General features: G+C 67.6%; 28 protein-coding genes and 1 tRNA gene. 16 read left to right on the forward strand and 13 right to left on the reverse strand.

Going from position 1 to position 26,940, the window contains the following annotated elements; translation table 11 throughout:
• The first annotated feature begins 81 nt into the window (after positions 1 to 81).
• Complete coding sequence (locus tag ACYQ6W_RS15245) at positions 82 to 969, forward strand: LysR family transcriptional regulator (protein ID WP_459676485.1); 888 nt, start codon at positions 82 to 84, stop codon at positions 967 to 969.
• Between the two features lie 45 nt (positions 970 to 1,014).
• Here the strand turns inward: ACYQ6W_RS15245 and ACYQ6W_RS15250 are convergent.
• A tRNA-Pro gene (locus ACYQ6W_RS15250) sits at positions 1,015 to 1,091 on the reverse strand.
• A 106-nt stretch (positions 1,092 to 1,197) separates the two neighbouring features.
• A complete protein-coding gene (locus ACYQ6W_RS15255; RefSeq protein ID WP_459676487.1) occupies positions 1,198 to 1,512 on the reverse strand; it encodes a hypothetical protein in 315 nt (104 codons plus the stop codon).
• 183 nt (positions 1,513 to 1,695) lie between these two features.
• Here ACYQ6W_RS15255 and ACYQ6W_RS15260 point away from each other — a divergent pair, with 183 nt between their 5' ends.
• From ACYQ6W_RS15260 to ACYQ6W_RS15270, 3 genes are all read left to right on the forward strand, one after another.
• A complete protein-coding gene (locus tag ACYQ6W_RS15260; protein WP_459676490.1) occupies positions 1,696 to 3,993 on the forward strand; it encodes a methyl-accepting chemotaxis protein in 2,298 nt (765 codons plus the stop codon).
• Positions 3,990 to 4,694 (forward strand): tetratricopeptide repeat protein, encoded by a 705-nt coding sequence (locus ACYQ6W_RS15265; RefSeq protein WP_459676492.1) that lies wholly within the window; start codon positions 3,990 to 3,992, stop codon positions 4,692 to 4,694. Before ACYQ6W_RS15260 ends, ACYQ6W_RS15265 begins: the two co-directional genes overlap by 4 nt.
• 159 nt (positions 4,695 to 4,853) lie before the next feature.
• Positions 4,854 to 5,174 carry a DMT family transporter gene (locus ACYQ6W_RS15270; RefSeq protein ID WP_459676493.1) on the forward strand — a complete coding sequence of 107 codons (321 nt, stop codon included), beginning with the start codon at positions 4,854 to 4,856 and terminating at the stop codon, positions 5,172 to 5,174.
• 9 nt (positions 5,175 to 5,183) lie between these two features.
• On the opposite strand, the gene glmS is transcribed toward ACYQ6W_RS15270, so the two are convergent.
• Both glmS and glmU read right to left on the reverse strand, forming a co-directional pair.
• Positions 5,184 to 7,013, reverse strand: coding sequence for a glutamine--fructose-6-phosphate transaminase (isomerizing) (gene glmS, locus ACYQ6W_RS15275; RefSeq protein ID WP_459676495.1), 1,830 nt, complete (start codon positions 7,011 to 7,013; stop codon positions 5,184 to 5,186).
• A 4-nt stretch (positions 7,014 to 7,017) separates the two neighbouring features.
• Positions 7,018 to 8,352 carry a bifunctional UDP-N-acetylglucosamine diphosphorylase/glucosamine-1-phosphate N-acetyltransferase GlmU gene (glmU, locus tag ACYQ6W_RS15280; RefSeq protein WP_459676497.1) on the reverse strand — a complete coding sequence of 445 codons (1,335 nt, stop codon included), beginning with the start codon at positions 8,350 to 8,352 and terminating at the stop codon, positions 7,018 to 7,020.
• A 90-nt stretch (positions 8,353 to 8,442) separates the two neighbouring features.
• On the opposite strand from glmU, the gene ACYQ6W_RS15285 reads away from it, so the two are divergent.
• The 4 genes from ACYQ6W_RS15285 (at position 8,443) to ACYQ6W_RS15300 (ending at position 13,380) form a co-directional block, all read left to right on the forward strand.
• Positions 8,443 to 9,093, forward strand: a complete 651-nt coding sequence (locus ACYQ6W_RS15285; protein WP_459676499.1) for an HAD-IA family hydrolase — start codon at positions 8,443 to 8,445, stop codon at positions 9,091 to 9,093.
• Between the two features lie 2 nt (positions 9,094 to 9,095).
• Positions 9,096 to 9,836 (forward strand): SDR family NAD(P)-dependent oxidoreductase, encoded by a 741-nt coding sequence (locus ACYQ6W_RS15290; RefSeq protein WP_459676625.1) that lies wholly within the window; start codon positions 9,096 to 9,098, stop codon positions 9,834 to 9,836.
• 122 nt (positions 9,837 to 9,958) lie between these two features.
• Complete coding sequence (locus tag ACYQ6W_RS15295; protein WP_459676502.1) at positions 9,959 to 12,844, forward strand: autotransporter outer membrane beta-barrel domain-containing protein; 2,886 nt, start codon at positions 9,959 to 9,961, stop codon at positions 12,842 to 12,844.
• 56 nt (positions 12,845 to 12,900) lie between these two features.
• Complete coding sequence (locus tag ACYQ6W_RS15300; RefSeq protein WP_459676504.1) at positions 12,901 to 13,380, forward strand: GNAT family N-acetyltransferase; 480 nt, start codon at positions 12,901 to 12,903, stop codon at positions 13,378 to 13,380.
• Between the two features lie 23 nt (positions 13,381 to 13,403).
• On the opposite strand, the gene ACYQ6W_RS15305 is transcribed toward ACYQ6W_RS15300, so the two are convergent.
• Positions 13,404 to 13,958, reverse strand: coding sequence for a hypothetical protein (locus ACYQ6W_RS15305; protein WP_459676506.1), 555 nt, complete (start codon positions 13,956 to 13,958; stop codon positions 13,404 to 13,406).
• A gap of 133 nt (positions 13,959 to 14,091) precedes the next feature.
• On the opposite strand from ACYQ6W_RS15305, the gene ACYQ6W_RS15310 reads away from it, so the two are divergent.
• Positions 14,092 to 15,045, forward strand: a complete 954-nt coding sequence (locus tag ACYQ6W_RS15310) for a LysR family transcriptional regulator (protein WP_459676509.1) — start codon at positions 14,092 to 14,094, stop codon at positions 15,043 to 15,045.
• Between the two features lie 22 nt (positions 15,046 to 15,067).
• Here ACYQ6W_RS15310 and ACYQ6W_RS15315 read toward each other — a convergent pair whose 3' ends face one another.
• The gene (locus tag ACYQ6W_RS15315; RefSeq protein ID WP_459676510.1) at positions 15,068 to 15,994 is read right to left on the reverse strand and encodes a LysR family transcriptional regulator; all 927 of its coding nucleotides are present in this window, start codon (positions 15,992 to 15,994) and stop codon (positions 15,068 to 15,070) included.
• Between the two features lie 81 nt (positions 15,995 to 16,075).
• Positions 16,076 to 16,768, reverse strand: a complete 693-nt coding sequence (locus ACYQ6W_RS15320) for a hypothetical protein (RefSeq protein WP_459676512.1) — start codon at positions 16,766 to 16,768, stop codon at positions 16,076 to 16,078.
• Positions 16,769 to 16,890: 122 nt separating this feature from the next.
• Here ACYQ6W_RS15320 and ACYQ6W_RS15325 point away from each other — a divergent pair, with 122 nt between their 5' ends.
• The 7 genes from ACYQ6W_RS15325 to ACYQ6W_RS15355 all read left to right on the forward strand — a co-directional run bounded on the left by ACYQ6W_RS15325 (position 16,891) and on the right by ACYQ6W_RS15355 (position 22,910).
• Positions 16,891 to 17,214: an ArsR/SmtB family transcription factor gene (locus ACYQ6W_RS15325; RefSeq protein WP_459676513.1), complete on the forward strand. Its 324-nt coding sequence runs from the start codon at positions 16,891 to 16,893 to the stop codon at positions 17,212 to 17,214.
• Positions 17,207 to 17,677, forward strand: a complete 471-nt coding sequence (locus ACYQ6W_RS15330) for an SRPBCC family protein (RefSeq protein WP_459676515.1) — start codon at positions 17,207 to 17,209, stop codon at positions 17,675 to 17,677. The genes ACYQ6W_RS15325 and ACYQ6W_RS15330 overlap by 8 nt, the downstream gene beginning before the upstream one ends.
• Positions 17,678 to 17,833: 156 nt before the next feature.
• A complete protein-coding gene (locus ACYQ6W_RS15335) occupies positions 17,834 to 19,849 on the forward strand; it encodes a Hint domain-containing protein (protein ID WP_459676518.1) in 2,016 nt (671 codons plus the stop codon).
• Between the two features lie 124 nt (positions 19,850 to 19,973).
• Positions 19,974 to 20,273 carry a hypothetical protein gene (locus ACYQ6W_RS15340; RefSeq protein ID WP_459676520.1) on the forward strand — a complete coding sequence of 100 codons (300 nt, stop codon included), beginning with the start codon at positions 19,974 to 19,976 and terminating at the stop codon, positions 20,271 to 20,273.
• Between the two features lie 78 nt (positions 20,274 to 20,351).
• A complete protein-coding gene (gene cysS / locus ACYQ6W_RS15345) occupies positions 20,352 to 21,716 on the forward strand; it encodes a cysteine--tRNA ligase (protein ID WP_459676522.1) in 1,365 nt (454 codons plus the stop codon).
• Positions 21,713 to 22,495: an RNA methyltransferase gene (locus ACYQ6W_RS15350; protein WP_459676523.1), complete on the forward strand. Its 783-nt coding sequence runs from the start codon at positions 21,713 to 21,715 to the stop codon at positions 22,493 to 22,495. Before cysS ends, ACYQ6W_RS15350 begins: the two co-directional genes overlap by 4 nt.
• A gap of 52 nt (positions 22,496 to 22,547) precedes the next feature.
• Positions 22,548 to 22,910 carry an FKBP-type peptidyl-prolyl cis-trans isomerase gene (locus ACYQ6W_RS15355; RefSeq protein ID WP_459676525.1) on the forward strand — a complete coding sequence of 121 codons (363 nt, stop codon included), beginning with the start codon at positions 22,548 to 22,550 and terminating at the stop codon, positions 22,908 to 22,910.
• Between the two features lie 64 nt (positions 22,911 to 22,974).
• Here ACYQ6W_RS15355 and ACYQ6W_RS15360 read toward each other — a convergent pair whose 3' ends face one another.
• From ACYQ6W_RS15360 to ACYQ6W_RS15385, 6 genes are all read right to left on the reverse strand, one after another.
• A complete protein-coding gene (locus tag ACYQ6W_RS15360) occupies positions 22,975 to 23,520 on the reverse strand; it encodes a hypothetical protein (RefSeq protein WP_459676527.1) in 546 nt (181 codons plus the stop codon).
• A gap of 137 nt (positions 23,521 to 23,657) precedes the next feature.
• Positions 23,658 to 24,233 (reverse strand): hypothetical protein, encoded by a 576-nt coding sequence (locus ACYQ6W_RS15365; protein ID WP_459676529.1) that lies wholly within the window; start codon positions 24,231 to 24,233, stop codon positions 23,658 to 23,660.
• Positions 24,234 to 24,236: 3 nt separating this feature from the next.
• Positions 24,237 to 24,587, reverse strand: a complete 351-nt coding sequence (locus ACYQ6W_RS15370; RefSeq protein WP_459676531.1) for a hypothetical protein — start codon at positions 24,585 to 24,587, stop codon at positions 24,237 to 24,239.
• 335 nt (positions 24,588 to 24,922) lie between these two features.
• Positions 24,923 to 25,711: an aldolase gene (locus ACYQ6W_RS15375; protein WP_459676533.1), complete on the reverse strand. Its 789-nt coding sequence runs from the start codon at positions 25,709 to 25,711 to the stop codon at positions 24,923 to 24,925.
• A 90-nt stretch (positions 25,712 to 25,801) separates the two neighbouring features.
• Positions 25,802 to 26,116: a hypothetical protein gene (locus ACYQ6W_RS15380; protein ID WP_459676535.1), complete on the reverse strand. Its 315-nt coding sequence runs from the start codon at positions 26,114 to 26,116 to the stop codon at positions 25,802 to 25,804.
• A 47-nt stretch (positions 26,117 to 26,163) separates the two neighbouring features.
• Positions 26,164 to 26,922 (reverse strand): hypothetical protein, encoded by a 759-nt coding sequence (locus tag ACYQ6W_RS15385; protein ID WP_459676537.1) that lies wholly within the window; start codon positions 26,920 to 26,922, stop codon positions 26,164 to 26,166.
• Positions 26,923 to 26,940: the final 18 nt, after the last annotated feature.

Consider the following 26,940-nt stretch of genomic DNA (forward strand, 5'->3'; position numbering starts at 1 on the left):
ATCCTCAAGATGGTCGATCCACATTCGGTCCGGCAGACGGTATATCTGGACAGGCCGTCTCACTGGTAGAACAGTCGTACCATGGATCTCCTCGCCCTTGCCGACTTCACCCTCGTCGCGCGCCATGGCGGCTTCGGCCGCGCCGCCCGCGCGACGGGACGGCCGAAGGCAACCCTCTCGCGCCGGGTGACGGAACTCGAAGCGGCGCTCGACCTCAGGCTCTTTGAACGCGGGCCGCGCGCGCCGAAGCTCACCGAGGAAGGCCGCGCGCTCTATGAGCGGGCGGGGTTTCTGCTCGCGGAGCTGGAGGAGACCGCGGCGGCCATCGCCTCGGGCGGGGCGCGGCCACGGGGCCGGCTGCGCGTGAGCGTGCCGCTGCTCTTCGGACAGACCGCCATGGGCCAGATCGCGGCGGGCTTCGCCCTCGCCTACCCCGAGGTGCGGCTGGAGATCACCGCCGAGGACCGATCCGTCGACATGATCGAAGAGGGCTATGACCTCGCCATCCGGGTGAATCCGGACCCGGACGAGAGCCTCGTGGGGCGGATCTTCCTGCATGACCGGCTGGTCGTGGTGGCGGCGCCGCAGCTGCCTCGGCCGACGGCGGGGGCGCCCGTGCCGGCGGTGGTGCGCGGCGGCAGCGACCCCGCCATCTGGACGGCGCGCACCACTCAGGGGGTGGCGCAGCTGACGATCAAGCCGGTGCTCGCAGCCTCGTCGCTGATCATGATTCGCGATGCGGTGCGCGCCGGGCTCGGCGCGGGCCGCCTGCCCGTCTCGCTCGTCAGCCGGGATATCGCCGAGAACCGGCTGGTGGTGTGGGGCGATGCCGAGGGGCCCGAAATCGGCCTGTGGGTACTCTACCCGTCGCGCCGGCTGCTGAGTGCGCGCGTCTCCGCCTTTCTCGATTATCTCAAGACGGCTTTTCCGCACGGCGAGCCACAGGAACTCGCGCGCTACATCGCCTGAGAGACGACGCGGCCCCGGATCACGGCTCTGATTTTCAGGAAAGAATGGTCGGAGCGGCGGGATTTGAACCCACGACCCCCAGTCCCCCAGACTGATGCGCTACCAGGCTGCGCTACGCTCCGGACCATCATGCCCGCCGGCATCGCCGCGGGTGCGCTCCTGTAGCAGCGTGTGCGGCGCGCCGCAACCGGGTGCCGGCAGATGAGGCGCGGCGCAGCCATGCCGGCCTCAACCGGCGGGCGTGGGCTTCGGCTTGGCACGGCTGGGCCGGACGCGGCTCGGCCGGACGCGCGGTGTCTTCGGGGGCTCGACCGGCGTCCGCCACAGGCCGAGACGGAGGATCTGCGCACTCGCGCCCGGGGGTGGGCGCAGCGCCGGCGCCTCCACCGGCGGAGGTTCGGCAGGCGCGGCCTTCGGCGCCTGCCGCGCCGCAGCATTGCCGGCGGCAATGGCGATGAGGGCGAGCTGCCGCTCCCGCGCGGCCCGCAGATCGAGGGCATGGGCGAGACCGGCAGCGATGGCGTCAGCTTTGGAGGAGGACATCGGCTCTCCGTCACGGATGCGGTTGTGGGGGATGGCTCATCCTGCCGCATCCGGCGCCATCACGTCCAGAACTTTCATCTCGATTTCGATACGATAAGGGCAAGCCTATCGCTTCGCTTACGAAAACTTCATCGCTTCAGGCCGATGCTCCCCGACCGACGCCATGCGGACGGAGGGAAACGCTTGCGACGAGACAGTCTCGCCTATGCGGCTGTTTTCCTGCTCGGCGTGCTCGGCTGCGCGGCCGTCTATTTCGATCTGCAATTCGGCATCGCCACGGCACGGGAACGCTTCCGGGTCGAGGCGATGGACGCGACGCAGGCGACGGCGCGCAGCGTGCAATACCAGTTGCATCTGATTACGGACGAGCTCGATACGATCAGCCGCCTGCCCGCCATCCGCCGGATCGACCGCCACGCCACCACGCTCGATGCCGATAGCGAAGACACGATCCGTCAGATCTACGACAGCCTTGCCGCCAATATCGACGTGTCGGAGGTCTACATCGTCCCGCGCAGCCTCGACCCCGACCGGATCGACCCGGTGACGAGCAAGCCCGAAGCACCGATCCTGATGTTCGACAGCGAGATCGCCGGCAGCCAGGATCCGTCGCAGACGGGCGCACCCAAGCCCTTCGAGACCGAAATCTACGAGTATCATCTTCTTAAGAAACAGATCGCCTGGTTTGCGGCGCATGTGCCGACGCTCGACTCGCTCAAGGGCGCCGCCCGGCCGATGATTTCGGGGCCGATGGTCCTGACCTGCGACAATTCCCTCTATGCGCAGACGGGCCACAATGCGGATCGCACCGGCGTCATCTTCTCCGTGCCGTTCTACGGGACCAACGGCGCGCTGGCGGGCACCATTTCGGCGATCATCCGCGCGGGCGTTCTGCGCGCCATGCTGCCGCCGAGCGGCATGGCCCTCACCAATCCCGGCTATGGACTGCTCTTCCTCGGCCCGCGGATGCAGCTCAGTCCGGAGCTGCGGCAGCTCGCCGCCGCCGGCACGGCCGATACCCAGGCGGTCTTCTCCGCCACCGTCCCGCTTTCGGTGCAAGACGGCCAATCGCCCTGGCTGATCTGGAGCCGGCAGCCCGACAGCGCCTTTTACGGCCAGCCCTTCGTGCGCGGCCTTATCCACTTCGCCATCGGCGCCTGGAGCGTGATTGCGCTGCTCACGGCGATCGGCCTCGCCATCGTCTGGTTCCTCACCCGCAACGCAAGGATGATCCAGCGCGCCTGCCTGAATCTCACCGCACTCGCCGAAGGCCGCCCCGTCGCAGAGACGGCGCTGCGCGAAGGCCGCGGCGCGGCCGGAGCGCTCGCCCGCGCCTTTCGCGCCTTTCGCGCCTCGCTCGATGAAAAGGCCCGGCTGGAGGCCGTGGCCGAGGCCGCGCGGCAGGCGGCAGAGGCCGAGCGGGCGACGCGGGAGACGGAGCGCGCGGCGGTTCAGTCGACCCAGGCACGCGTCGTCGCGGCACTCGCCCGGGCGCTGACCAGCCTCACCCGCGGCGATCTCACGCTCCGCATCCGCGAGGAGTTCACCGGCGAATACCGGGGCCTGCGTCGCGAGTTCAACCAGGCGGCGGCGAAGATGGAAGAGACGATGCGGCGCGTGCAGGGCAATACGGACGGGGTGGCCGCCGGCGCGCGGGAAATCGGCGCGGCCGCGGCCGACATGGCGCGCCGCACCGAGCAGCAGGCCGTGCAGCTGCAGGAGGCGGCCGCGGCCCTCGGCGACCTCACCGAGACCGTGCAGGCCGCCTCGGGCAATGCCGGCCAGGCGGCCAGCCTCGCCGCCTCCGTCCGGGGCGATGCCGTGGCCTCTGCCCGCGTCGTCCATGACACGGTGCAGGCCATGGGCGAGATCGAGGCCTCCTCCCACCGCATCGCTAACATTCTGCTGCTCATCGAGGAAATTGCCTTTCAAACCAATCTTCTGGCACTCAATGCCGGGGTGGAGGCGGCGCGAGCCGGCGAGGCCGGGCGCGGCTTCGCGGTGGTCGCGACAGAGGTGCGGGCCCTTGCCGGCCGCTCCGCCAATGCGGCACACGAGATCAAGGACATCATCGCCTCCTCCGAAAAGCAGGTCGGCAACGGCGTACGCCTGGTGCACGAGACGGGGGAGACGCTGCAGCGCATCACCGGCCAGGTCGGCGAACTCGCGGCCCGGGTGGCGGAGATCGCGGAGGCGGCGCGCCGCCAGGCCGGGGCGATTGCCGGCGTGACGACGACGGTGAGTCAGATGGACAAGGTGACGCAGCAGAATGCGGCGATGATCGAAGAAACCGCCGCTGCCGGCTCCCGCCTCGCGCAGGAAGCCTCCTCCCTCGCAGCACTCCTGGCCGAGTTCACCATCGGCGCGGGGCCGGATCCGGATGCGGATGCGGATGATAGGACCGCGCTCCTAGATAATCCCAAAAAACTAGGCCCAAATTCCTATGATCAGGCAGAGAGGGTGATGGAGGCAGCGCAGTGACGCGGCGCCCCCTGCCCTTCGAGGTCGCACGCGCGCGGGCCGCGCGTCGCGCCGCCTGGGCCGCCGAAGCCTTGGAGGCGCCACCATCGCACCGCCGGCGCTACCGGGTGCCGCTCCTCTGGCTGCTGATTCTCGCCCTCGCCGCCTATCTGTTGCAGCTGCGGCCGGCGCCTGCCCAGGACGACGGGGTGGCGGCGCAGGTCGCCGATCTCTCGCGGCGCGCAGCGGCGGGCGAGGCCCGGGCGCAGTACGAATACGGCACCCTCGCCTATACCGGCCTCGGCATCATTCAGGACTATGCGGCTGCGGCGGACTGGCTGCGGAAGGCGGCCGACCAAGGCTATGCCGCGGCACAATGCGAACTCGGCTTCCTCTATCAGACGGGCAGCTTCGCCCAAGGGCCGCCACCGCCCGACCCGAAACAGGCGGTGGCATGGTACGAGAAGGCCGCGAAGCAGAACGATGCCTGCGGCGCCTTCGCCCTCGCCGCCTTGTACCGGCGCGGCACGGGGGTGGAGAAAAACCCCGTGCTCGCCGCGAGCCTCCTCGCCGTCGCCACCCAGGGGGGGCTGGAGCCCCAGCCGCACGTCCTGCCGCTGCAACAACTGCAGGACTATTTCTACGGCATCGCCTATCAGCTGACCGGGGGGCTCACCCAATGGCGCGATCTGGTCTCGGCCGGGGCGGGGGGCGGAGGCTAGAGCGCCCACGGCCCGTCCTGAGGCAAAGGATCGTGGCTTGAAGGATCGCGTGCCCGGCGCTAGCGCTGAAGCGCGGCGACCACGTTCCCGTCCGCCCGGCCGTCCCGCGGCCGGGGGGTTCAAGACCGGGACGGCCCGGCAGGTCGTAAGGGCACTGCCATGGCTTGGATTCTGCTGCTCGTCGCCGGACTCTGCGAAATCGTCTGGGCCACGGCCATGAAACAATCCGCGGGCTTCACGCGGTTCTGGCCGAGCCTCGTCACCCTCGGCGCCCTCGCGGTCAGCCTCCTGCTGCTCGCGACGGCCATGCGCAGCCTGCCGCTCGGCACGGCCTATGCGGTTTGGACCGGCATTGGCACGCTGGGCGCCTTCGTGCTGGGTGCGGCTCTGCTCGGGGAAGTCGTAACGCCCGCCCGGCTGCCCGCCGCCCTGCTCATCCTGGCCGGGCTGGTGTTGATGAAGCTGTCGACGCCCGCGTAGCCGGCGCGGCTATTCTACCGTGACGGACTTCGCCAGGTTGCGCGGCTGGTCGACATCCGTGCCCTTCAGCACCGCCACGCGATAGGCGAGCAGCTGCACCGCAATGCTATGCAGGATGGGCGCGGTGAAGGGATCGCAGCTCGGCAGCACCACCGTTTCGGCCGCGACGCCGGCTAGCTTCGCGGCGCCGGCGGCATCGGTGAAAGCCACCACCTGGCCGCCGCGCGCTGCTGCTTCCTGCAGATTGGAGGCGGTCTTTTCGAAGAGCGGACCGGAGGGCGCGATGGCCACCACCGGCACATGCCGGTCGATCAGCGCGATCGGCCCGTGCTTCATTTCGCCGGCGGCATAGCCCTCGGCATGGATGTAGGAAATTTCCTTGAGCTTCAGCGCGCCTTCGAGGGCGACCGGGAAACAGGCACCCCGGCCGAGATAGAGCACGTCTCGCGCTTCGGCGATACGCTCGGCGAGCCGCGCGATCCCCGCCGCGGCCGGGCCGCTCAAGATCTCCGCGGCCTGGCCCGGCACTTCCATCAGCGCCTGCGTCAGCAGCAGTTCGCGCCCCTCATCCAGCGTGCCGCGGGCGCGGCCGGCGGCAAGCGCCAGGGCCGCCAGCACGGTGAGCTGCGCGGTGAAGGCCTTGGTGGAGGCGACGCCGATCTCGGGCCCGGCCAGCGTCTCCAGCACCGCGTCGCTTTCGCGCGCCATGCTGCTCTCCGGCACGTTGACCACGGAGAGCACGTGCTGCCCCTCATCCTGCATGTAGCGCAGCGCCGCCAGCGTATCGGCGGTCTCGCCGGACTGGCTGACGAGCAGGCCGAGCCCTTCGGAGGGCAGCGGCGGCGCACGGTAGCGGAACTCGCTTGCGACATCCGCATCCGCGGGCAGGCGCGCGATGGTCTCGAGCCAGACACGGCCGACGAGACCGGCATAGAAGGCCGAACCGCAGGCGCTGATCGTGACACGCGGAATTTCGGAGAGATCGAAGGGCAGATCGGGCATCACCACCTGGCGGGTGCCGGGGTCGATCATGCGGCTCAGCACGTCACCGATCACCACGGGATGCTCGTGCAGTTCCTTCTCCATGAAATGACGATAGTTGCCGCGCCCGATGGCCGCCCCCGTCAGGCGAGTTTCCCGCACGGGGCGCGTCACCTCCACGCCGGTCTTGTCGAAGAACTGCGCGCCCGTGCGGCGGAGCACCGCCCAGTCGCCATCCTCCAGATAGGCGATGCGGCGAGTGAGCGGGGCCAGCGCCAGCGCATCGGAGCCGAGGAACATCTCCGCCTCGCCAAAGCCCACGGCGAGCGGCGCGCCATGCCGCGCGCCGATCATGAGGTCAGGATGGCCGGCGAAGATCAGCGCCAGTGCATAGGCGCCTTCGAGCCGCGCGAGGGCCGCACGCGCCGCCGCCTCCGGGCTCATGCCCTGTTGCAGATAGAGATCGAGCAGCTGCGCCACGCATTCGGTGTCGGTCTCGGTCGAGAATTCCTGGCCCTCGGCCTCCAGCTCGGCGCGGAGTGCGGCGTGGTTCTCGATGATGCCGTTATGCACGACGGAGACGCGGCTCGTGCCATGCGGATGGGCATTGCCTTCCGTCGGCGCGCCATGGGTCGCCCATCGCGTATGGCCGATGCCGGTGCTGCCTGCGAGCGGCCGACGCTCCAGCACGCCCGCGAGATTGCCGAGCTTGCCCTCGGCGCGCCTGCGGTCGATCGCGCCCCCGTCCAGCGTCGCGATGCCGGCGCTGTCATAGCCGCGGTATTCGAGGCGGCTCAGAGCTTCGAGGATGAGGGGTGCCGCCGGGCGCGCGCCCAGGATGCCGACGATGCCGCACATGGGTTCAGGCCCCCTTCTTCTTGGTCCAGGTCGCGCGGATGGCCGCCCCGCCGCCCGGCTTCACGCTCTGCCGCGCGCGGCCGAAGACCAGCGCATCCGCCGCCACATCCTCCGTCACCGTGCTGCCGGCGGCAACGAAGCTGCCCTCACCCAGCGTCACGGGTGCGACGAGCGTGGCATTGGAGCCGACGAAACTGCCGGCGCCGATCACCGTGCGATGCTTGAGGTGACCATCGTAGTTGCAGGTAATGGTGCCGGCGCCGATGTTGCTGCCGGCGCCGATGCTGGCATCGCCGATATAGGCGAGATGGTTGGCCTTGGCGCCGTCTCCCAAGGTCGCGGCCTTGAGCTCGACGAAATTGCCGACATGGGCGCCCTGGCCCACGACGGTGCCGGGCCGCAGCCGGGCATAGGGGCCGATGCGCGACCCCGCACCCACGTCGCAGCCTTCGAGATGGCTGAAGGCTAGGATTTCAGTCTCAGAGCGCACGGTGACGCCGGGGCCGAAGACAACATGGGGCCCGACGATCACGTCCGGCTCCAGCACCGTATCCGCGGAGAAGAAGACGGTTTCGGGCGCAGTGAGGGTCGCGCCACCCTCCATCGCGGCGGCCCGCAGGCGCTGCTGCACGACGGCCTCGGCCTCGGCCAGTTCGCTGCGGGAATTGACGCCGCGTAGCTCGGCATAATCGGCTTCGACGGCCACGACCTGCTGCCCCTCGGCGACGGCGAGGGCCACCGCATCCGTCAGGTAATATTCGCCCTTCGCATTGTCATTGCGGATGGCGCCGAGCCAGCGCGCGAGATCAGGCCCGGCCGCACAGAAGACGCCGGCATTGCACAGCGTCACCGCGCGCTGTGCTTCGCTGGCATCGGCCCATTCGACGATTTCGGTGACGAAACCCTGCAAGTCGGTCAGCACGCGTCCGTATTTGCCAGGCTCGGGCGGACGCATGGCGAGCAGCGCGAGCCCTGCCCCGGCCCGCGCGGCCTTCAATCGGCGCAGCGTCTCGGGCGTGATCAGCGGATTGTCGGCATAGAGGATGGCGACGTCACCCGTGCCGAAATGCCCGGCCGCCTGCAGCGCCGCATGCCCGGTGCCGAGCCGCTCCTGCTGCACCACCGTCGCATGCGGGGCCGCCGCTCGGGCCACCGCCTCCATCTCCGGCCCCGTCACCACCACGATCCGGTCGAAAACCGCTTCCGCCGCCGCCAGCAGATGGGCCAGCATCGGCCGGCCAGCGATCGTGTGCAGGCATTTGGGCAGGCGCGATTTCATGCGGGTTCCAAGACCCGCGGCCAGGATGACGGCAGTGGTGGGGGCGGTCTCGGCGGTCATGGTCGTCCTTCGGTCACACCGCTCGGGTAGCGGCGAGAGGCCAGCCGTGTCAAAGGCTTCGGGGACAATTCTCGTATCGGAGTGCAACGGATGCCGAAATGCCTGGTGCTCGATCTGGACGGCACGATCACCGACAGCCTGCCGGACATCGCGGCGGCGCTGAACCGCTCCCTCGCCCGCCATGGCAAGGAGCCGCTCCCGCTCGCCGAGGTGCGGCCGATGGTGGGGGACGGCGTGGCGCAGCTCTTCCTGCGCGGCTATGCGGCGCGTGGTCTGGTGCCGACCGAGGCCGACATGGCCGAGGGGCTGGCCGACTACACGGCGCATTCGACGGATGAGACCTACCTCTACCCCGGCGCGCTCAAGGCGCTGCAGGCGCTGAAGGCCCAGGGCTGGCGCCTTGCCGTCTGCACCAACAAACCGGAGGCGCCGGCGCGCATCCTGCTCGACCATGTGGGCGTGCTGCCGCTGCTGGATGCGGTCGGCGCGGGGGACAGCTTCCCGGTGAAGAAGCCGGACCCGGACCATATCCGCTTCACGCTGCGCGCGGCCGGGGCGGCGATGGAAGACGCCGTGATGATCGGCGACCACCACAATGATGTCGCCGCCGGCAAGGGGGCCGGCCTGCCCACCATCTTCGCCGCCTGGGGCTATGGCCCACGCGAGGTGGGCGCGATGGCCGATGCGACGGCCGAGCACTTCGCCGCGGTGCCGGCGCTGTGCGAGAAGCTGCGGCCGTGACCATGCAACTCACCGGCAAGATCGCCCTCATCACCGGCGCCACCGCGGGCATTGGCGCCGCAACGGCGCGGCTTTTCGCCGAACGCGGCGCGCGCCTGCTGCTGACCGGCCGCAACCAGACGGCGGGTCACGCCATCGCCGCCGAGCTGGGTGCAGACTTCATGGCCGAGGACGTCGCCGCCCCGGGTGCGGCCGAACGGCTGATCGCCTGGGCCGAGGGGCGGCATGGCCGGCTGGACGTTCTGGTGAACAATGCCGGCATTCTGTTCCAAGGCGATTCACAGCGCTGCACGGATGCGGAATGGGATGCGCTGATGGCGGTGAACGTGACCGCCGTCTTCCGCCTGTCTCGCGCCGCAGTTCCTGTGATGGCGCGCATGGGGGGTGGCGCCATCGTCAACGTCGCCTCCGACTGGGGCCTGGTTGCAGCGCAGAAGGCCGTGGCTTACGGCACCAGCAAGGGCGCCGTTGTGCAGCTGACCCGCAGCATGGCGGCCGATCACGCGCGCCTCGGTATTCGCGTCAATGCCGTCTGCCCGGGTGACACCGATACCGCCATGCTGCGTGGCGAGGCGGGCGCCGATGTCGAACGCCGCCTCGCCGAGATGGCGGAGGCGCTGCCGCTCGGGCGGCTCGGCCAGCCGCGAGACGTGGCGGCCGCCATTGCCTTCCTGGCGTCCGACGACGCGACCTTCATCACGGGGGCGATGCTGCCGGTGGATGGCGGAAACTCCGCCGTTTAGGAAGCATGCAGCGCCTCCCTGCGCTGCCTGTCGTTTTTTGGTGCTAACACGAATCGCGGTTCATCCGACCGCGCGTGATTGCCATAATCCAACGTCAAGCACTTAATTTCGACGAGGCAATCATGACGTTTCTTCCGCACCGCAAATACTGCGTGACGGGGGCTGCCCTTCTGCTGCCCGTCGCCTTCGGCCTGGGCACCACGGCCCATGCGGGGGACATCACCTACACCAACATCCCCTATAGTCTGGGCGAGGCCAATTTCACCGGCATCCGCGGCACCAACATCGTCGGCAACGTCGTCATTCCGGGTACCGGCGGGGCTTCGAGCGGCGTGCTCTACGAGATCGACAGCGGCACCTGGGTCTCGATCCCGACGGCGACGGCCAACAACGTCAACTACCCCGGGGCGACGACGCAACTGCCCTATGGCCCGAGCTTCGGCTCGCCCGGCGGCATCTTCTCGGTCGTCGGCTCCTACAAGACCGCCGCTTCCTCCGCCAATATCGGCTATGTTTTCGATTCAGCCGCCGCACCCGGCGCGCAATACACCTCCTTCGTCTATCCCTCCTCGCCCGGCGTCACCGTCGCGAACACCATCCCGCACAGCCAGTTCGGCAATTACGTCGTCGGCAACTACGACACGACGGAGGGCGCGGGCAGCGCCTTCATTTATGACAAGACAACACAAAGCTTCACGAGCCTCGTCGGGCCCGGCGCCATCGTCACCACCGCCTATGGCATCTATGGGAACAAGGTGGCGGGCGGCTACACCGACAGCCTGGGTCTCAATGCCCAGCACGGCTACCTTTACGACATGGCAACAGGCACCTTCACCACCTACGACCATCCGGGCGCCATCGCGACGCATTTCCAGGGCATTACCGGCGGCGGACGGCACGGCGAATACAATCTCGGGGCGGATTGGATCGACGCGAGCGGCGGCTCCCACGCCGCCATTTTGCACATCAATGCCGACGGCACCTATTTCTGGACCGAGCTTGACGTGCCGGGCTCGTCCCTCACCTCGGTCGACTCCCTCTATGGCGGCGATGCTGTGGGTTTCTACTTCACCAGCGACGGCACGATGCTGAACTATCTCGCGACCGTGCCGGGCGTGTATGACCCGATCCGCAATGCCGGGCTGCTGACGGTCGCGACACCTGGTGCGACCGGCCTCTCTGGCATCAGCGGGGACGATATCGTCAATGACGGCACGATCCTCGTCACCGGCGCCAATGCGACCGGCATCGCGGGCGATACCTATGGCGTGCTGACCAATAACGGCAGCATCACGGCGACGGGCCAGAATGCGACCGCCGTGCGCCTCAGCGGGCTGGACGGCACGCTGCTCAATACCGGCACCATCACCGCGGCCCCGGGCGCGCTCGCCATTGCAACCGGCGCCACGGCCGACGGCACGGCGGTCGTCAATGACGGCACCATCGACGGTCTCGTCTCCTTCACGCCGAGTGCCGACGGGCGGTTCGAGAATAGCGGCTGGCTCGGTATCAGCGGCACGGGCGCGGGCGCCACGCATCAGATCGCGGGCGTCTTCGCGCAGACGGCAAGCGGCACGCTGGCGCTTCGCATCAGCGGCGCGCAGAGCGACAGCCTGAAGGTCGCGGGCGCCGCGCGGCTCAACGGCACGCTGCTCGCGGCCTTCGCCGGCCCCACGGGTCTGCAACGCACCTACACCGTAGTGACGGCGAGCGGCGGCGTGACGGGCAGTTTCGCGACCCTCTCGACCGAGGGCCTGCCGGTCTTCATCACGCCGAGCCTGACCTATGGCAGCGATGCCGTGGCGCTGTCGCTCACCTCCGACCTCGCCGCGACGGCGGGCACCACGACCAACGAGCAGGCGGTGGGCAGCGCCATCGATAGTGCGATCAACACCGGCACCAGCAGCGGCGCCACCGCAACGAACCTCGGCACCCTGCCCTCCGGCCTCTCCGCCTTCTATGGCCTGTCGGCGGCTGCGCTGCCGGCGGCCCTCGCCTCCCTCTCGGGCGAAGCCTATGCCAGCGAACAGACCGTGCTGCTGGGGGATAGCAGCGCTGGGCGGGAAGCGGTGCTCGGGCGGTTGCGCCAGAGCGCCTATGGTGCCGCGGCAGGACCCGTCACGGCACTTGGCACCAGCGGCCCGGCGACCGCGAGCGGTGGCAGCAAAGCCCCGGCCGATCTCACCTTCTGGGGGCAGGGCCTGGGCAATTGGACGAATTACAACGGCACGGACAATGCCGCCTCCGTCCATGAAAGCCTCGGCGGCTTCGTCTCCGGCGCGGATGTCGCCGTGGGCAGCCTGCGCCTCGGTGGTGCCATCGGCTATACCCAATCCAATGCGACGATGAGCGGCGTCTCCTCCACCGCCACCACCAATAGCCTGCTGCTCGGCCTCTATGGCGGCGGCGCGGCCGGGCCGGTGGGCCTGCGCTTCGGCGTGATGCATGCCTTCAACCAGACCGATGCCGACCGCAGCATCGCCTTTTCCGGCTTCGATCAGCAGGCCTCGGGCAGTTACGGCGGCGGCACCACGCAGATCTTCGGCGAGGTCTCGCATGCCTTTGCGATCCGGACCGTGGCGGTCGAACCCTTCGGCGGCCTCGCCTGGGTGCATCTCAACACCGATGGCGTGACCGAGAGCAGCGCCGGGGGCGCCGGCCTCACCGTTGCCTCCACCACCGACGACATCGGCTATGGGTCGCTCGGCCTGCGCACAGCGACGGACGTGCCGCTTGCCAATGGCATGGTGCTGGTGCCGCATGCCTCGGCCGCCTGGCAGCATACCTTCGGCGGCGTGACGTCGACTGCCACGATGAGCTTCACCCAGTTCTCCACGACGACTTTCGGGGTGAGCGGCGTGCCGCTGGCGACGAATACCGCGTTGCTCGATGCCGGGCTGGACCTCAAGCTTTCGGCGCAGGCGCGGATCGGCCTCTCCTATCTCGGCCAGGTCGCCGGCAATGTGACGGCGAACGGCGTGCAGGCCAGCTTTAACTGGTGTTTCTGACCGCCCTGCACCCGGATGGCTTGCCACGCGCAGGCCGGCCGGGCAGCCTCCGGCGCATGAGCCAGATCCGCCGCGCGACCCCTGCTGACATCCCCTTCATCATGCAGGTGGAACGCCTGCCCGGGAACGAGGACCGCGTCGGCCGTTGGGAGGCGGCGGAGCATGCCGCCGCCATGGCCGGGCCCGACCACGCCTATTTCATCGGTGAAGACGCATCGGGCGCGCCCACCGGCTTCGCCATGGTGCAGGATCTGCGGGACAAGAACGGCAACGTGCTGTTCCGCCGCATCGCCGTCTCGGTGCCGGGCCATGGCCGCGGCATCTTCGCCGCCGTGCGGGACTGGGTGTTCCGCGAGACGCCGGCCCACCGCCTCTGGCTCGTCGTCTACCGCCACAACCGCCGCGCCCACGCGCTCTACGCCGGCTGCGGCTTCGTGGAGGAAGGCGTCGGCCGCGAGGCGCGCCTGCGGTCGGATGGCACTCGTGTCGACACGATCACGATGTCGATGCTCAGGCGGGAGTGGCAGGGAAGCTGAGGGGCGATCTTAGAGCACGGCGCTCAGGACGCGCTTGGCGTTGCCCGGTGCGCCACCGCGCGGCGGGCAATGCTTTCCGCGAAGAGCGGCGTCTCACGCCGGTTATGGTCACTGCCCGCAGCCTGCCGGGCCGCTGCCGCCTGCTCGAAGGTCAGACCGTGCTCGGCAAGGAAGGCCATGAAGGCATCGGTCGGATGCGCGGTCACCCGGTTGGTGTAGCGCGTGCGACCTTGGCCCGCGTCCTCCGCGATCAGCTCCCACACCACGTTGACCTGCGTACGGCCATTGGCCGTGAACACGTCCGAGATCGAGTTCATGCGGCAATAGCTCGGTGTCGCCTCCTCGGCGACGTAATGCTGCACGACCAGGCCGGTTCCCACCATTTCGACATTGATCGACATGCGGCGCCCGTCATCGGTGGTCGTGACGCCGGCGGCGATATGATCGGGCGCGCAGCAGCGAAGATACTCGGCTTCCGGCAGGGTGAACAACCAGTCGGCTATGTCGATCTCGGCTAGCGGCACATCGACCTCATGGGAAAACGCAGACTGGGAGAGGATCTGTTCGAGAACGCGCATCTGCATGGTCCTTTGCGTCGAGGCGGGACGATCTGCCCCGCCGGTGACGGCAGGTTTGCTCCAACCTGCGCTACGCGATAATCCGGCCTTTGAGTGAAACGCCTGTGCCGTTTCCGCAAAGATGGGGCTTGCGATGAAGGACCCGCGCTTCGCCGAGCATCTGGCCGTTTTCGTCGATGTCGTGCGCCATGGCAGCTTCTCCTCTGCCGCGCGCCGGCGCGGGCAGACGCCCTCCGCCATCGTGCGGCAGATCGATGCCTTGGAGCAGTCGCTGGGCGTCAGCCTGCTGGTGCGCTCCACCCGGGCACTCGGCATGACGGAGGCGGGCGCGCGTCTCATGGAGCGCGCTCAACCTTTGCTCGACCAGCTAGCCGATGCGCATGCCGAGGTCGCTGCCCTCGACGGGTCCGTGTCCGGGACGCTGCGGCTCGCCTGTTTCCCGACCTTCGGCAAACGATACGTCATTCCGGCGCTGGAGGCCGTCATGGCGGCACATCCGGACCTGCAGGTCGCGTTGGACCTGACGGAGCGGCTCGCCGACCCGGTGCTGGAGCGCCTCGATGCCGTGATCCGCATCGGGGATCTCGCCGATAGCGGGCTGATCGCGACGCGCCTCGCCGATCAAAGACGGCTGCTGGTGGCGAGCCCCAGCTACCTCGCACGGGCGGGATGCCCGGAGAGCGCCGACGATCTTGCCGGCCATCGCTTGATCGACAAGCTTCACGGTTCCGATCTTCTCGGCTGGTCCGATGTCCTCGGGCACCGCGTCGGCAGTGGCCCAGGCGCCCCCGCCGTGTTCCGCTGCGATGATTTCGAGGCGATGCGTCTGGCCGCCCAGGCCGGCATGGGCATTGCCTTCCTGGCCGACTGGGTGGTGGGGCCGGAGATTGCGGCCGGCACGCTCCTCCGGATTCCCTTGGGCGGGGAAGAATGGAATGCGACGCCCACGGGCATATGGCTGCTGCGCGCGCTGGCTCAGCCCTCCGCCCGCCTCAAGGTGGTGATCGCGGCAATCAAGGCGCAGATCGGCCATCCGCCGGTTTGGACCACCGACGCCCCCGGCGATATCCGCTCCATCGAGGGTTGAGCGTGAAATCCGCCTTGCGCGGTCAATGCTGAACCTCGGCATATTGGATGATACTCTGGTTCTGCACGTTCCCGATCAGCTCCTCCAGCCGCGCCAACAGCCGGCGCAGTACCGGCGATGCATTGGCCTCGTTGTAGCCGAGCATGAGTTCCACCGTCGGCGGCTCGCCTTCGAGCGCCCGGGCCACGACATTCGGCGCCAGCATGTTCTGGGCATAGAGCGGGACGAGCGTGAGCCCACCGCTGGAGGCCACGAGAGACATGGCGGAGGATATGTTCTCCGCCTCGTAGCGCGGCTTGAGTACGATGCCGGTGCGCTGCGCATAGTCTTCGATGACGGTCTGCAAGATGGGCGAGGTTCGGGACGAACTGACGAAGCTTTCGCGGGCCAGTTGCTCCGGCCGGATCTTCCGTTGGGCGGCCAAGGGATGACCCGCGGGCAGCACGACGATCAGGGGCTCCTTCGCCAGCAGTTTGAACGACACTCCAAGGCTTTGTTTCTCGGGGCGGAGGAAGGCGAGGTCCAACTTGCCGCGCATCAACGACAGGGCCAGGTCCGGGGACGACTGGCTGCACAGGGTGATTTCGATCTCGGGCGCCTCCTGCCGGATCATCCGCAAGAGGTGGGGCAGCCACATCACCTCCAGCCCGACCAGAAAGCCCATTGCGAGCACGGGCTTTTCCGGCCGCGCCACCCGCCGCGCCCCGTCCACCGCCGCGTCAACCTGCAGCAGGGCGAGCTTGGCGTGATCGAGAAACACTTTGCCGGCCGCGGTCAGCGCCACGCCTCGGGCCTGCCGTTCGAGAAGGGGGATGCCGATTTCGGCTTCGAGGTCCCTGATCTGCCGACTCAGAGAAGGTTGGGAGGTGTTCAGCCGCCGCTGGGCCGCCGTCAGCAGGCTGCCCTCCTCGGCGACGGCCACGAAATACCGCAGATGCCGCAATTCCATGCCGCCTCCGTTATGCCTGCCAAGCATAACGGAGCTTAGAGGCTATTCGTTTCGAACAGAAGAGGGGCTGCGCGGACGTGTCTAGCTCTTCGGATAAGCGGCGACCGCGATGGAGCGCGGTGTCTGAAAAACCATCGGTCCCTGGATGAGCGGGTAGTCGGCCAGAGCGGACCGCGCCCCAAGATCATCCCGTGTCACGACGCAGCGGGCCGGGAAGGAACCCGGGTCCCAGCTGAAGTCGCCGATATAGGTGATCGTCCCGGGGGCGGCATCGAAGGCGATCAGCGAATGGACGCCGGGAGGCGGTTGATGAAAGCCGGTGACGTTCGACCCTTCCGGTCCGCCGGCGAAGCTCGTCGTCAACGTCATCTTGTATTCATGAACTTCGAAATCCGACAGCACGTAGCGGCCGGGCGGAAGCTCGAGCACCCGATGGGCCATGATGGTTGGGTCGCAGATGCGCGCCATTCCCATGAGCGATTCCGTCTGGTTGCAGAGTTGCACGCTCCGCGTCACGCGGGTGAAACGGTTTGACTCATCGACCCCGCGGAAGGTCATCAGGAACCACGCCGCCGAATCGTAATCACCTACGAGGAAGCTATGTTCGGTAGGCGGCCGGACCACCCTGATGCCGACGACGACGATCCCTTGCTGCGCCGTTGTCCCGCCCGGTCCACCAAAGGCTGCGTTTTTCGGCAGCCCCGAATCTGCACTGCAGGCGCTCATCGCCAGCAAGGTGGCGAGAGCACAGACGGACCCGATGCGGCGCAGCATGACAGGATACCCTTAGGCGGAAGCTGAATCAGAGGTTAACAGGGTCTATCGGCCGGCAGTCTGAGGTCCAAGCGAAACAATCGGCGCTTGACATGCAACCATTTGGTTGCCTACCGTGAGGCATGGAAGAGGACAGCGTCTTTCGTGCCTTGGCGGATGCGACGCGCCGCCGCCTGCTGGACAGGCTGCGGGCCGAGAATGGCCTGACCCTGCGTGAGTTGTGCGAGAGCATGGTGATGAGCCGGCAAGCGGTCGCCAAGCATCTCGGCATTCTGGAAGAGGCCAATCTGGTCGCGGTGCAATGGCGCGGCCGCGAGAAGCTGCATTTCCTCAACCCCGTGCCTATCCACGAGATCGCCGAACGCTGGATCAACCAGTTCGATATGCCGCGTCTCGGCGCCCTGTCACAGATCAAACGCAAGCTGGAGGGAGACGGCCATGAGTGAAACGGAAAGTTGCTTCGTCTACGTCACCTATATCCGCGCAACGCCCGAACGGGTCTGGGCGGCGCTGACGGATGCCGAGCTGATGCGGCAATACTGGTTCGGCATGCATTGCGAGAGCGACTGGCGCGCGGGCTCGGCCTGGCGCCTGCTCTCCGAGACCGGCGATGTCTACGACTCCGGCGAAATCCTCGAGGCGGAGGCGCCGCACCGGCTGGTGATCCGCTGGCATCACCAGAAGCGGCCGGAACTGCAGGCGGAGGGGCCGTCGCTCTGCCGCATGGAGTTGGAAGAGGCCAAGGGGGCGGTGAAGCTCACCATCACGCATAGCATCGGCCACCCTGCTTCGAAGGTGATCGAGGCGGTATCTGGCGGCTGGCCTAAGGTGCTTTCCAACCTAAAATCCCTGCTGGAGACGGGTCTGCCGGCGCTGCAGGAAGCCTACCCCGCCCAAGCCCGCGCGTAAGGAGAAGCCCGGGGCACGCGCTGCCGGGCCCCGGGGCTTCAAGAAAGCGTGTGACGGCCGCAAGCGCGGGCCGCGCCGAAGCGGGCTGGCCGCTTCCCACTCGACGTTTCTTAAAAATCCGTTAACGATTGCGCCGCAGCAATCAAGGGGCGCGCCGTGTCCAACGAGACCATCGTCATCTCCAGCGGCAGCGTCGAAAGCGGCCTGGTCATCGGCTTCGGCACCAGTCTCGTCGTCGAAAGCGGCGGCACGGCGCTGGACGCGACCATCCTCGCCGGCGGCGGCCTCGTGGTCGAGAACGGCGGTGTCGCCAGCGAAACCACCCTCGGCCCCGTCACCTCTGGCATCGTGAGCAGTGGCGGCGTCATCATCGACACGGTGGTGCAGAGCGCCGCCGTCCTCACCATCAGCAGCGGCGGCACCGATAGCGTGACCTCGGTCGCCAGCGGCGGCACACTCTATGCCTGGGGCACGAACAGCGGCATCACCGCGGCTTCGGGTGCCATCCTGCACGAGACCGTCTACGTCTCGTCCGGCGAGATGCTGAGCGGTCTCACCGTGACCTCGGGCATCGACATCCTCGTCGCCTCCGGGGGTACGGTGGTGTCGGCGGATGTGCAGTCCGGCGGCGAGATCGACCTGGGCGGCGGGGTCGTCAGCGGTGCGATCGTCGAGGCGCAAGGAGAGTTCCGGGTCGACAGCGGCACCGCGATATCGACGACCCTTGCTGGCGGTCAAATGGATGTCTCCGGTCCTGGCACAGCCAGCGCGACGACCGTGGGCGCGGGCGCCACTCTTTTCGGCTCGGGTACAACCCTGGTTGGGACAACGGTCGAGTCCGGCGGGCTCCTCCTCGCCCTGAATAGCACCGTGAGCGATACGCGGTCGGAGCCGGGCGCGACCGTCGATATCCGCACGTATATCAGCTCCGGCCAGGTCGTGAGCGACATGACGGTCGACAGCGCCTACACGCTGACCGTCTCGAGCGGCGCCAGCGCCGCCACCATCACCGTCAGCAGCAGCGGCCATTTGACGATTGCAAACGGCGCAACCGCAACGGGCGTGGTTCTCGAGGATGGTGCTTCCGCCGATGTGACCGGTGTGGTTCACGGCATCGTCGTCGGCGGCAGGCTGGACCTGTCATCGCCTCCCGCCATTCCGAATGCAAGCCCGATGGAAATCGACAATCTGACGATCGTCGGCGGAGGCCTGGTCTTTTCGAACCCGAACGACGTCGTCAATAACCTGACCATCGGAGGATCAGGCACGTTCTTCAATCATGGAATTCTGTCCGGATCCGTAATTTTTACCGATCACGGCACGCTCGACGTTGTGAGCGACACGGTTGGCGTCACGATCAGTGGTTTCGGGGATGGAAACTCCCTCCATCTGGAACAGCTGACCTATGTGCCCGGCGCCTTCGCCGTCGGCGAGCCGGGTCAGGTGGTGATCGTCGAAGGTGGGCAAACCACGGTCATTTCCATGGCCGGTGACTACACCAACGCTCACTTCTCGGTGGCGCAAGACGTGACCGACCGCGGCACCCTCATCACCGTCAGCAACGCGCCCTGTTTCGTGTCTGGCACACGGATCGAGACCGAGGACGGCGCACGGCCGGTAGAGACGCTCGCGGTGGGGGACCGCGTGCGGCGGCTGGATGGCAGCCTCGCGCCCGTCATCTGGATCGGCAGCCGTATGGTGGAGTGCCGGCGGCATCCGGCGCCCGAGGCCGTGCGCCCCATCCGCATCGCCGCCGGCGCCTTCGCCGAGGGCGTGCCAAGCCGCCCGCTCCTGCTCTCGCCTGATCATGCCGTGTGGAGCGAGGGTGTGCTCATCCCCGTCAAGCACCTCGTCAACGGCACCAGCATCCGCCAGATGCCGGCGGAGACGGTGCAGTATTTCCACGTGGAACTGGAAGAGCACGCGGTGATCTTCGCGGAAGACCTGGCAGTCGAGAGCTATCTCGATACCGGAGACCGCAGCGCCTTTCTGGCGGCCGAAGGGGCCACCGCGCTGCATCCAGTCTGGGGCCGCGACCGGCCCGACGCGGTGCTGACGAGCGAGGCGCTGGCCTATGCCCCTCTCCGTGTGACCGGGCCGGAGATCGCGCGCCTGCGTGCGCATCTCGCGGGACGGGCGGCGCTCGCCGGGGCACGGCGCGTCGCCCCCTGACCCAGGGCCTGCGCCCTCCCCTCACGCGATATCGTGATCGGGCGCCTTGCTTTCGCCACGCCGCCGCAACCGTCGCGCCATCAGCCATCGCCAGACTCCTGGGCATAGAACAGGAGGTTCCGCAATGCGGCTCTTCATTTCCACCGTCGCGATCGGCGCCCTGGCCTTGGCGCTGCCTGCCATCGCCAGCCCGACCGCTCAGGCGGCCACGACAGTTGGCGCCCAGGTGATCCAGGCGGATTGGGACGGCTACGGCAATGGCGGCGGCTGGCATCACCGCTGGCGCCATGAGTGGCGGGACGAATACCGCCCCGAATGGCGCCATCACTGGCACCACGAGTGGGCCCCGCGGCCCTATGGCTATTACTATGCCCCGCCCCCGCCGCCCCCGGGCTACGTCTACGGCTATCGTTACGGCTATTGAGCCAGGGGAGGCGCGGCGCGCGCCTCCCTTGCCGGCGGGCCGCTTGCAGGCGGCCCGCTCTCCCGGCAAAAGGCCGGGATGCACGTTCTCTCGCTCCATAACAGCCTGACCCGCCGGCAAGAGGTTTTCCGGCCGCTCAACCCGCAGCACGTCCGCTTCTATTGCTGCGGTCCGACGGTCTATGACCGCGCGCATCTCGGCAATGCCCGGCCCGTCGTGGTGTTCGACGTGCTGGCCCGCCTACTGCGGGAGATGTTCCCGAAAGTGACCTATGTCCGCAACATCACGGATGTGGAGGACAAGATCATCGCCCGGGCGGCGGAGCTCGGCATCTCCATTGCCGCGCTGACGGAAGAGACGACGCGCTTTTTCCATGACGACATGGCGGCCCTCGGCGCCCTGCCGCCCGACGTGGAGCCGCGCGCGACCGACAACATTCCGCAGATGATCACGATCATCGAAAAGCTGATCGCACATGGCCACGCCTATGAGGCCCAGGGCCACGTGCTCTTCGCGGTCGCCAGCGACCCGCAATACGGGCACTTGTCCGGCCGCTCGCGGGAGGAGCTGATCGCCGGCGCCCGGGTGGAGGTGGCCCCCTACAAGCGTGATGCGGGCGATTTCGTGCTGTGGAAGCCCTCCGATGCCGGGATGCCGGGCTGGGACAGCCCGTGGGGCCATGGGCGGCCGGGCTGGCACATCGAATGCTCCGCCATGTCCTGGCGGTATCTGGGCGAGGATTTCGACATCCATGGCGGCGGCGGCGATCTGCTGTTTCCGCACCACGAGAACGAAATGGCCCAAAGCTGCTGCGCCTTCCCCGGCAGCCGCTTCGCCCGCGTCTGGATGCACAACGGCATGCTGCTGGTGAACGGCGAGAAGATGTCGAAGTCGCTCGGCAATTTCCGCACGGTGGCGGAGGTGCTGAGCCTCGCCCCCGGCGAAGCCGTGCGCTTTCTGCTGCTGCGCAGCCATTATCGTGCGGCGGTGGATTTCACCGAGGCCGGCCTGGTCGAGGCGCGGCGTGAGCTCGACCGCTTCTACCGCGCGCTTTCCCGCCATGCCCCGGCTTTCGCCGAAGCGCCATCCGCCGTGCCGGACGAGGTGATGACGGCGCTCTGCGACGACCTCAACACCCCGGCCGCCATTGCCGCGCTGCATCATCTCGCGGACCGCGCGATGGCCGGGGATGCTCTGGCCGCGGCCGGCCTCCATGCGGCGGGCCGAGTGCTCGGCATCCTGCAGGCCGAGCCACAAGCCTGGTTCCAGGGCGGCGTGGATGCGGCGGCGGTGGACGCCGCCATCGCGGAACGGCTGGCCGCCCGCAAGGCGCGGGATTTCGCGCGCGCCGATGCCATCCGCGCTGCCCTGCTCGCGCAGGGCATCGTGCTGGAGGATGGGCCTGCCGGCACCACCTGGCGCCGGGCGGACAGCGCCCCGTGACCGGGCGGGAGGCGGGGGCCGAGATCGGCCCTATCGGCAATAGCCCCGTCGTCATCCTGGTGCGGCCGCAGCTCGCCGACAATATCGGCTCGGTCGCCCGCTGCATGGCCAATGGCGGCCTCTTCCACCTCCGCCTCGTGGCCCCGCGCGACGGCTGGCCGCAGGATCGCGCCTGGCGGATGGCCTCCGGCGCCGACCGCATCCTGGAGGCGGTGGAGGTCTTCGACACGGTGGCCGAGGCGGTGGCCGACCTGCACCATGTGGCCGCCACCTGCCCTCGCCCGCGCCACATCATCAAGCCGATCCTGACCGCGCGCGGCGCGGCCGCGGAACTGCGTGCCGTGACGGCCACGGGCCTGCGCGCCGGCATCCTCTTCGGGCCGGAGCGGGCTGGGCTCGAGAATGACGACATGGCCCATGCCGACATGCTGGTGCGCTACCCGCTCAACCCCGCCTTCATGTCCCTCAACCTCGCGCAGGCCGTGATGGTGATGGCCTATGAGTGGTGGATGGCGGATGAGCCGTCATCCCCGCGGGAGCTGATGACGAATGAAACGCGCGTCGCGACGAAGGGCGAGCTCGAGAATTTCCTGGGTCATCTGACACGCGAGCTGGACGACTGCGGTTTCCTGCGCAACGAACAGAAGCGGCCCGGCATGGTGCGCAACATTCGCCATCTGTTTCAACGCGGCGAGGTGACGGAGCAGGAACTACGCACCCTGCATGGCGTCGTCACCGAACTCGCTCGCGGCCGGCACGCGAAGAAACAGGTTGGCTAGATCAACGGCATTCCGCGCGCATCCTGGCCGCGCGGCAAGGGAGGTTTCGACCATGAGCGAAGACTACATGACCCTGCATCCGGGCCTGCGCTACCGCGACGAGGTGGTGGGTGACGGCGCACAGCCGAGCCCTGGCCAGAAGGTAACGGTGCATTACACCGGCTGGCTGGACGATGGCGGTAAGCCCGGCCGCAAATTCGACAGCTCGCGCGATCGCGGCAAGCCCTTCCAGTTCACCATCGGCGTGCAGCAGGTGATTTCAGGCTGGGATCTCGGCGTCGCCACCATGCGTGTCGGCGGCCGGCGCACCCTGGTGCTGGCACCCCAGCATGGCTATGGCGCCCATGGCGCCGGCGGCGTCATTCCGCCGAACGCGACGCTGATCTTCGACGTCGAACTGCTCGGCGTCGGCTGAGCCGCGCCCTGGGGCGGGCCGCGGCCCGCCCTCCCTCCGGCCGCCCCATGCGGCAGAGCGCCATCTAGTCGACGGTGATGTGCACGACGAGCAGCGGCGCGTCCCCATCGGGGAAGAAGATCTGCACCTTCGTTTCGTCCTGCCCGACATAGCCCGGCTTCGCCTGATAGGCGATGATGGTCGCCGGGCTGCGATGGCTATTGCAGGCGTAAGGCGGATCGCCCGGCGCATAATTCGGGAAGGCCGTCCCAGCGGTGATACTCACCTTGCCGTGGCCGGGCGGCAGGATCACCTTCGCATCCACGTCGCCCAGCGGCGTGCAGTCGGGCGCGAGAGAGGCAGGCCGGGCGATCAGCATCGTCTCGCCAGCCGTCGTCGTCTTGTGCATGACGATTTCCTTGGCTTTGGCGAGGCGTGCGGTCTGTGTCATCATCTGCTGCTGCGGCGGCGGGGCCACGGCGCGCGGCGCCGGCAGGGTAATGCTCTCCCGCATCTGCGTCACAGTGACGGTAGCCGTCGCCTGTGGCGGCGCATTCTGCGCCATCACCGGGCCCGATAGACAGGCTGCCAGAATGGCGGCCGCACACGCGATCGAAGCTGGACGCGCCATCGTCATTTCCTTGCGAGAGGACGAAAGCGTGCCTCACGCGCGGGAGTTGCGCAATCCTCCCTGAGACACCGCGGAATGGGCGAACCGTTTCTGCGGACAGATTTTCTCGCGCGGAGGACGGGCGATGCGCTGCGCCGTCACGCCGCATCGGGCTGCAGCCGGCCGGGTGTCTCCGAAGCCAGCGCAGGCGCGGGGCCCAAGCGCCGTGGGTAGCTGGGATCTTCCAGGAAGTTCTGCAGCACGCCCTCCAGCAAGGCCGGCGTCTCCTCATCTTCATTGAGGCAGCGCCCCATCGAAACGCCGCCGTGCCGCCGCAGGAAATACGCTTCGACGATGGCGGCCTGCTGCTCCATCCCGTAATCGAGCAGGTCCCGCCCCGGTTCGAGACGGAAGAGATAGGCCTTTCGATACTGGAAGCGGTGCTTCACGCCCTCGCGCAGCGCGGCCAGCGCCAGGTTCAGGACGTTGTGCTGATACTGCCAGACATGGACCAGCTCATGGATGAAGAGCCGCTGTTCCGCCAAGGCCGTTCGCGAGAAATCGTCACGGTAGCGCATCGGGAAATAGAGATGGCCGGCATAGGACATGTCGCCGATGACATTGAGGAAGGCGAAGCCGCGATCATAGACGCGGACGGCCGAGTACTGGATCGCGTCTGCGAAGAGGTCTTGCGCGAGCCGGATCTCGCCGCTGGTGAGAGGCCGTTTGCTCATGGGTCAGCCGCCGTAGGCACGGGTGGCGCCGCGCCCCGTCCAGCGGCTGTGCAGATGGCGGCAGCCGATCTTGCCCCCCACGATGGCAGCGGCGACGAGGCCGGTGCCCGGCAGCGGAATGGCATAGGCCGCGAGAATGAAGGCGGCTTCGCCCTTGGACAGATGCCGTCTCAGAAGGGCGGGCATAGGCAGGCGTTCGGCCGCATGGCCGAACCGGGTCGTGGCCCCCCGCATCGCCCGACCGGCCCATCTCTGGACCACACGCGCACGCGCGCAAGCAGCGGCAGGCGGCGCGATCAGGGTCGACGCAGCACGATGATGCGGGGGCGATACGGCCAGACGGGACTGGGACATAGCCGAGTTCCTTCAACGGTCAAACGGAAGCGACGCGGTGCAGCAGCTGTCAGAAGGCGGAACAGCGACACCGCAGAGTGGCTTGAATGACGTGCTGAGGCGGCAAAACGGAGGCGGTCTCGGGCATTTTGGTGTCTTTCGAGGCCGCACGGCGGCCGGTTGTCGACGGCATCCATCCTGCGCGCGGCAGGATCAAAGGACGGCGTTCAACAACAGAAAGACATCGGCGCGAGCCCCCCGAGATGATGTCGAAAGCGTAAGGTCAGCCTGCCGGGAAGTCAACAGACCGCCCTGCCTGCCGGGCGCGGGGGTTGGTGGAGGGCCGGGCTCCTCCCTCAGGTCGCGAATTCGGGCTCGACCTTCATGAGCAGGCGCTTGACGCTTTCGAGGTGCAGGCGCGCGCTCTCGGCGTCGCCCGCACGAATCTGCGCCGCCGTGCGGGCGGCAATCTCAGCCGGCACCGGCATCAGCCGCCGCCCGATGGAGTGCGCCTTCACCTGCACCTCCGCCGCGCGCTCCAGATAATAGAGGTCGTCCCAGGCCTCGGCGATGTTCGGCGCCGTCACCATCACGCCGTGGTTGCGCAGGAACAGAATATCGGCTGCGCCGAGGCTTGCCGCGATGCGGTCGCCCTCGCGCTCGTCGAGTGCGAGGCCGTTATACGCGTCGTCGATCGCGGTACGGCCGTAGAACTTCAGCGCCGTCTGTCCGGCCCAGACGAAGGGCTCGCCCTCCACCATACTCAGTGCCGTCGCATAGGGCATGTGAGTGTGGAAGGCGACGCGCGCCCGCGGGCATTGCCTGTGCAACCGGGCGTGAATGTAGAAGGCCGTCGCTTCCGGCGCGCCCTCGCCTTCCAGAACGTTGCCATGAAAATCACAGACCAGAAGACTGGAGGCGGTGACTTCGCGGAAGGCGAGACCGTACGGGTTGACGAGGAAAAGATCGTCCCGTCCCGGCACCATGGCGGAGAAGTGATTGCAGATCCCTTCTTCGAGCCCGAGGCGCGCTGCCATGCGTAAGGCGGCCGCGAGATCCACCCGCGCCTCGCGCAGCGCGGTGGCATCGACCTCCCCCAGCGAATTGGCACCCGCCGCCGTCCGGGCGGTGAGTTCATGGGCCATGGTCCGCCATCTCCTGCTGCATCGCCACAGGAGCTTTGCACCAACGCGCGGCGTCATCAACCTCTGGCAACCCGCCGCCTCGCCCGTTCATCAGGGCTGAGTGAAGGTGATCTTGTAATCGTCACCGTCAATCGTGAAAAGGTCAGACGCGGTGTTGGCGATCCAGGTAAGCTCCGACAAAGGTTTGATCAGCACCCCCTCCTCAGCCGTCGTGGTCGTAATCTTGCATATCGTGTTGCCGGTGCAGTTTGTCTGTCTCGTCTCGATAGACCAGGCGGCACTGTCGTCTCCGAGAATGAAGTCATGCCGGCCCTTGTAGTCTGCGAACTGCACCATCAGCGTTGTGCCGGTTCTGTTACCTTTAGCATATTGCAGATAGATCGCATTCAGCACCAGGTCAGTCATGATGGAAGTTCTTTCGATGGATGGATGGATGGGTTGGGGCGGGTCGCCTAGAGCGTCACGACGATGCGCTTCGGTGCCGTCTGGCTGGAGGACGTCTCGGGCGAGGGTGCTGCAGCGGGGACGGATTTGGTGGACATGCCGGTATCCACATAGCCTTTGACCGTGAAGGTACCTGCGGCGCTGTAGATGACTTCGAAGCTGGTATAGGTGGTGGCGTCGCAGGTCGCGGTATTGAGGAAATCGCTCGGCAGAATGACGATGCCCGTGGCGGCGATGCCAATTGCGACACAGAAGCTCCTCACGGGCCGCAGGTCGATGTTCATGCTGGGAGAAGCGACGACGAAGCCGGGCAGGACGACGCCGCCAGCGGACGTCCGCAAGGCAGTGCCGGCATTGTAGGTCAAGGCGCTGCTGTCATAGCTCGGTGTGGTGATGCGGAACATGCCCTTTGGCACGGAGGCCGCGGGCGTCGCGGGTAACAGGCTCAGTGGATTGAGCACCATTGTCGTCGCACAGTTGGTGGTGCCGTCGCCCGCCGAAAGCGAAACCCTTTGGCTTGCCGAGTAGAAGCCCGATTGCTGGCCGGCCGCGGGCAAGCTGTAGGCCTGCTGCACACCCGCCCGATATTCGAAGTTGAGCATGAAGGTGAGGATCGTGCCGGTCTGCGCGTAATTGCCGAGTGCGGCTGTCCCGAGGCTGGTGCAATAGGCGGGCGCGCCACTGCCGCTGCTGACCGGCGAGATGAAGTACAGGAAGTTCTGCGTCGCCGGACTATCGTTCTGGATGTTGATGGTGATCGTCGTCACGGCACAAGATAGTCCTTC

Source organism: Acidisoma sp. 7E03 (genome assembly GCF_054665075.1).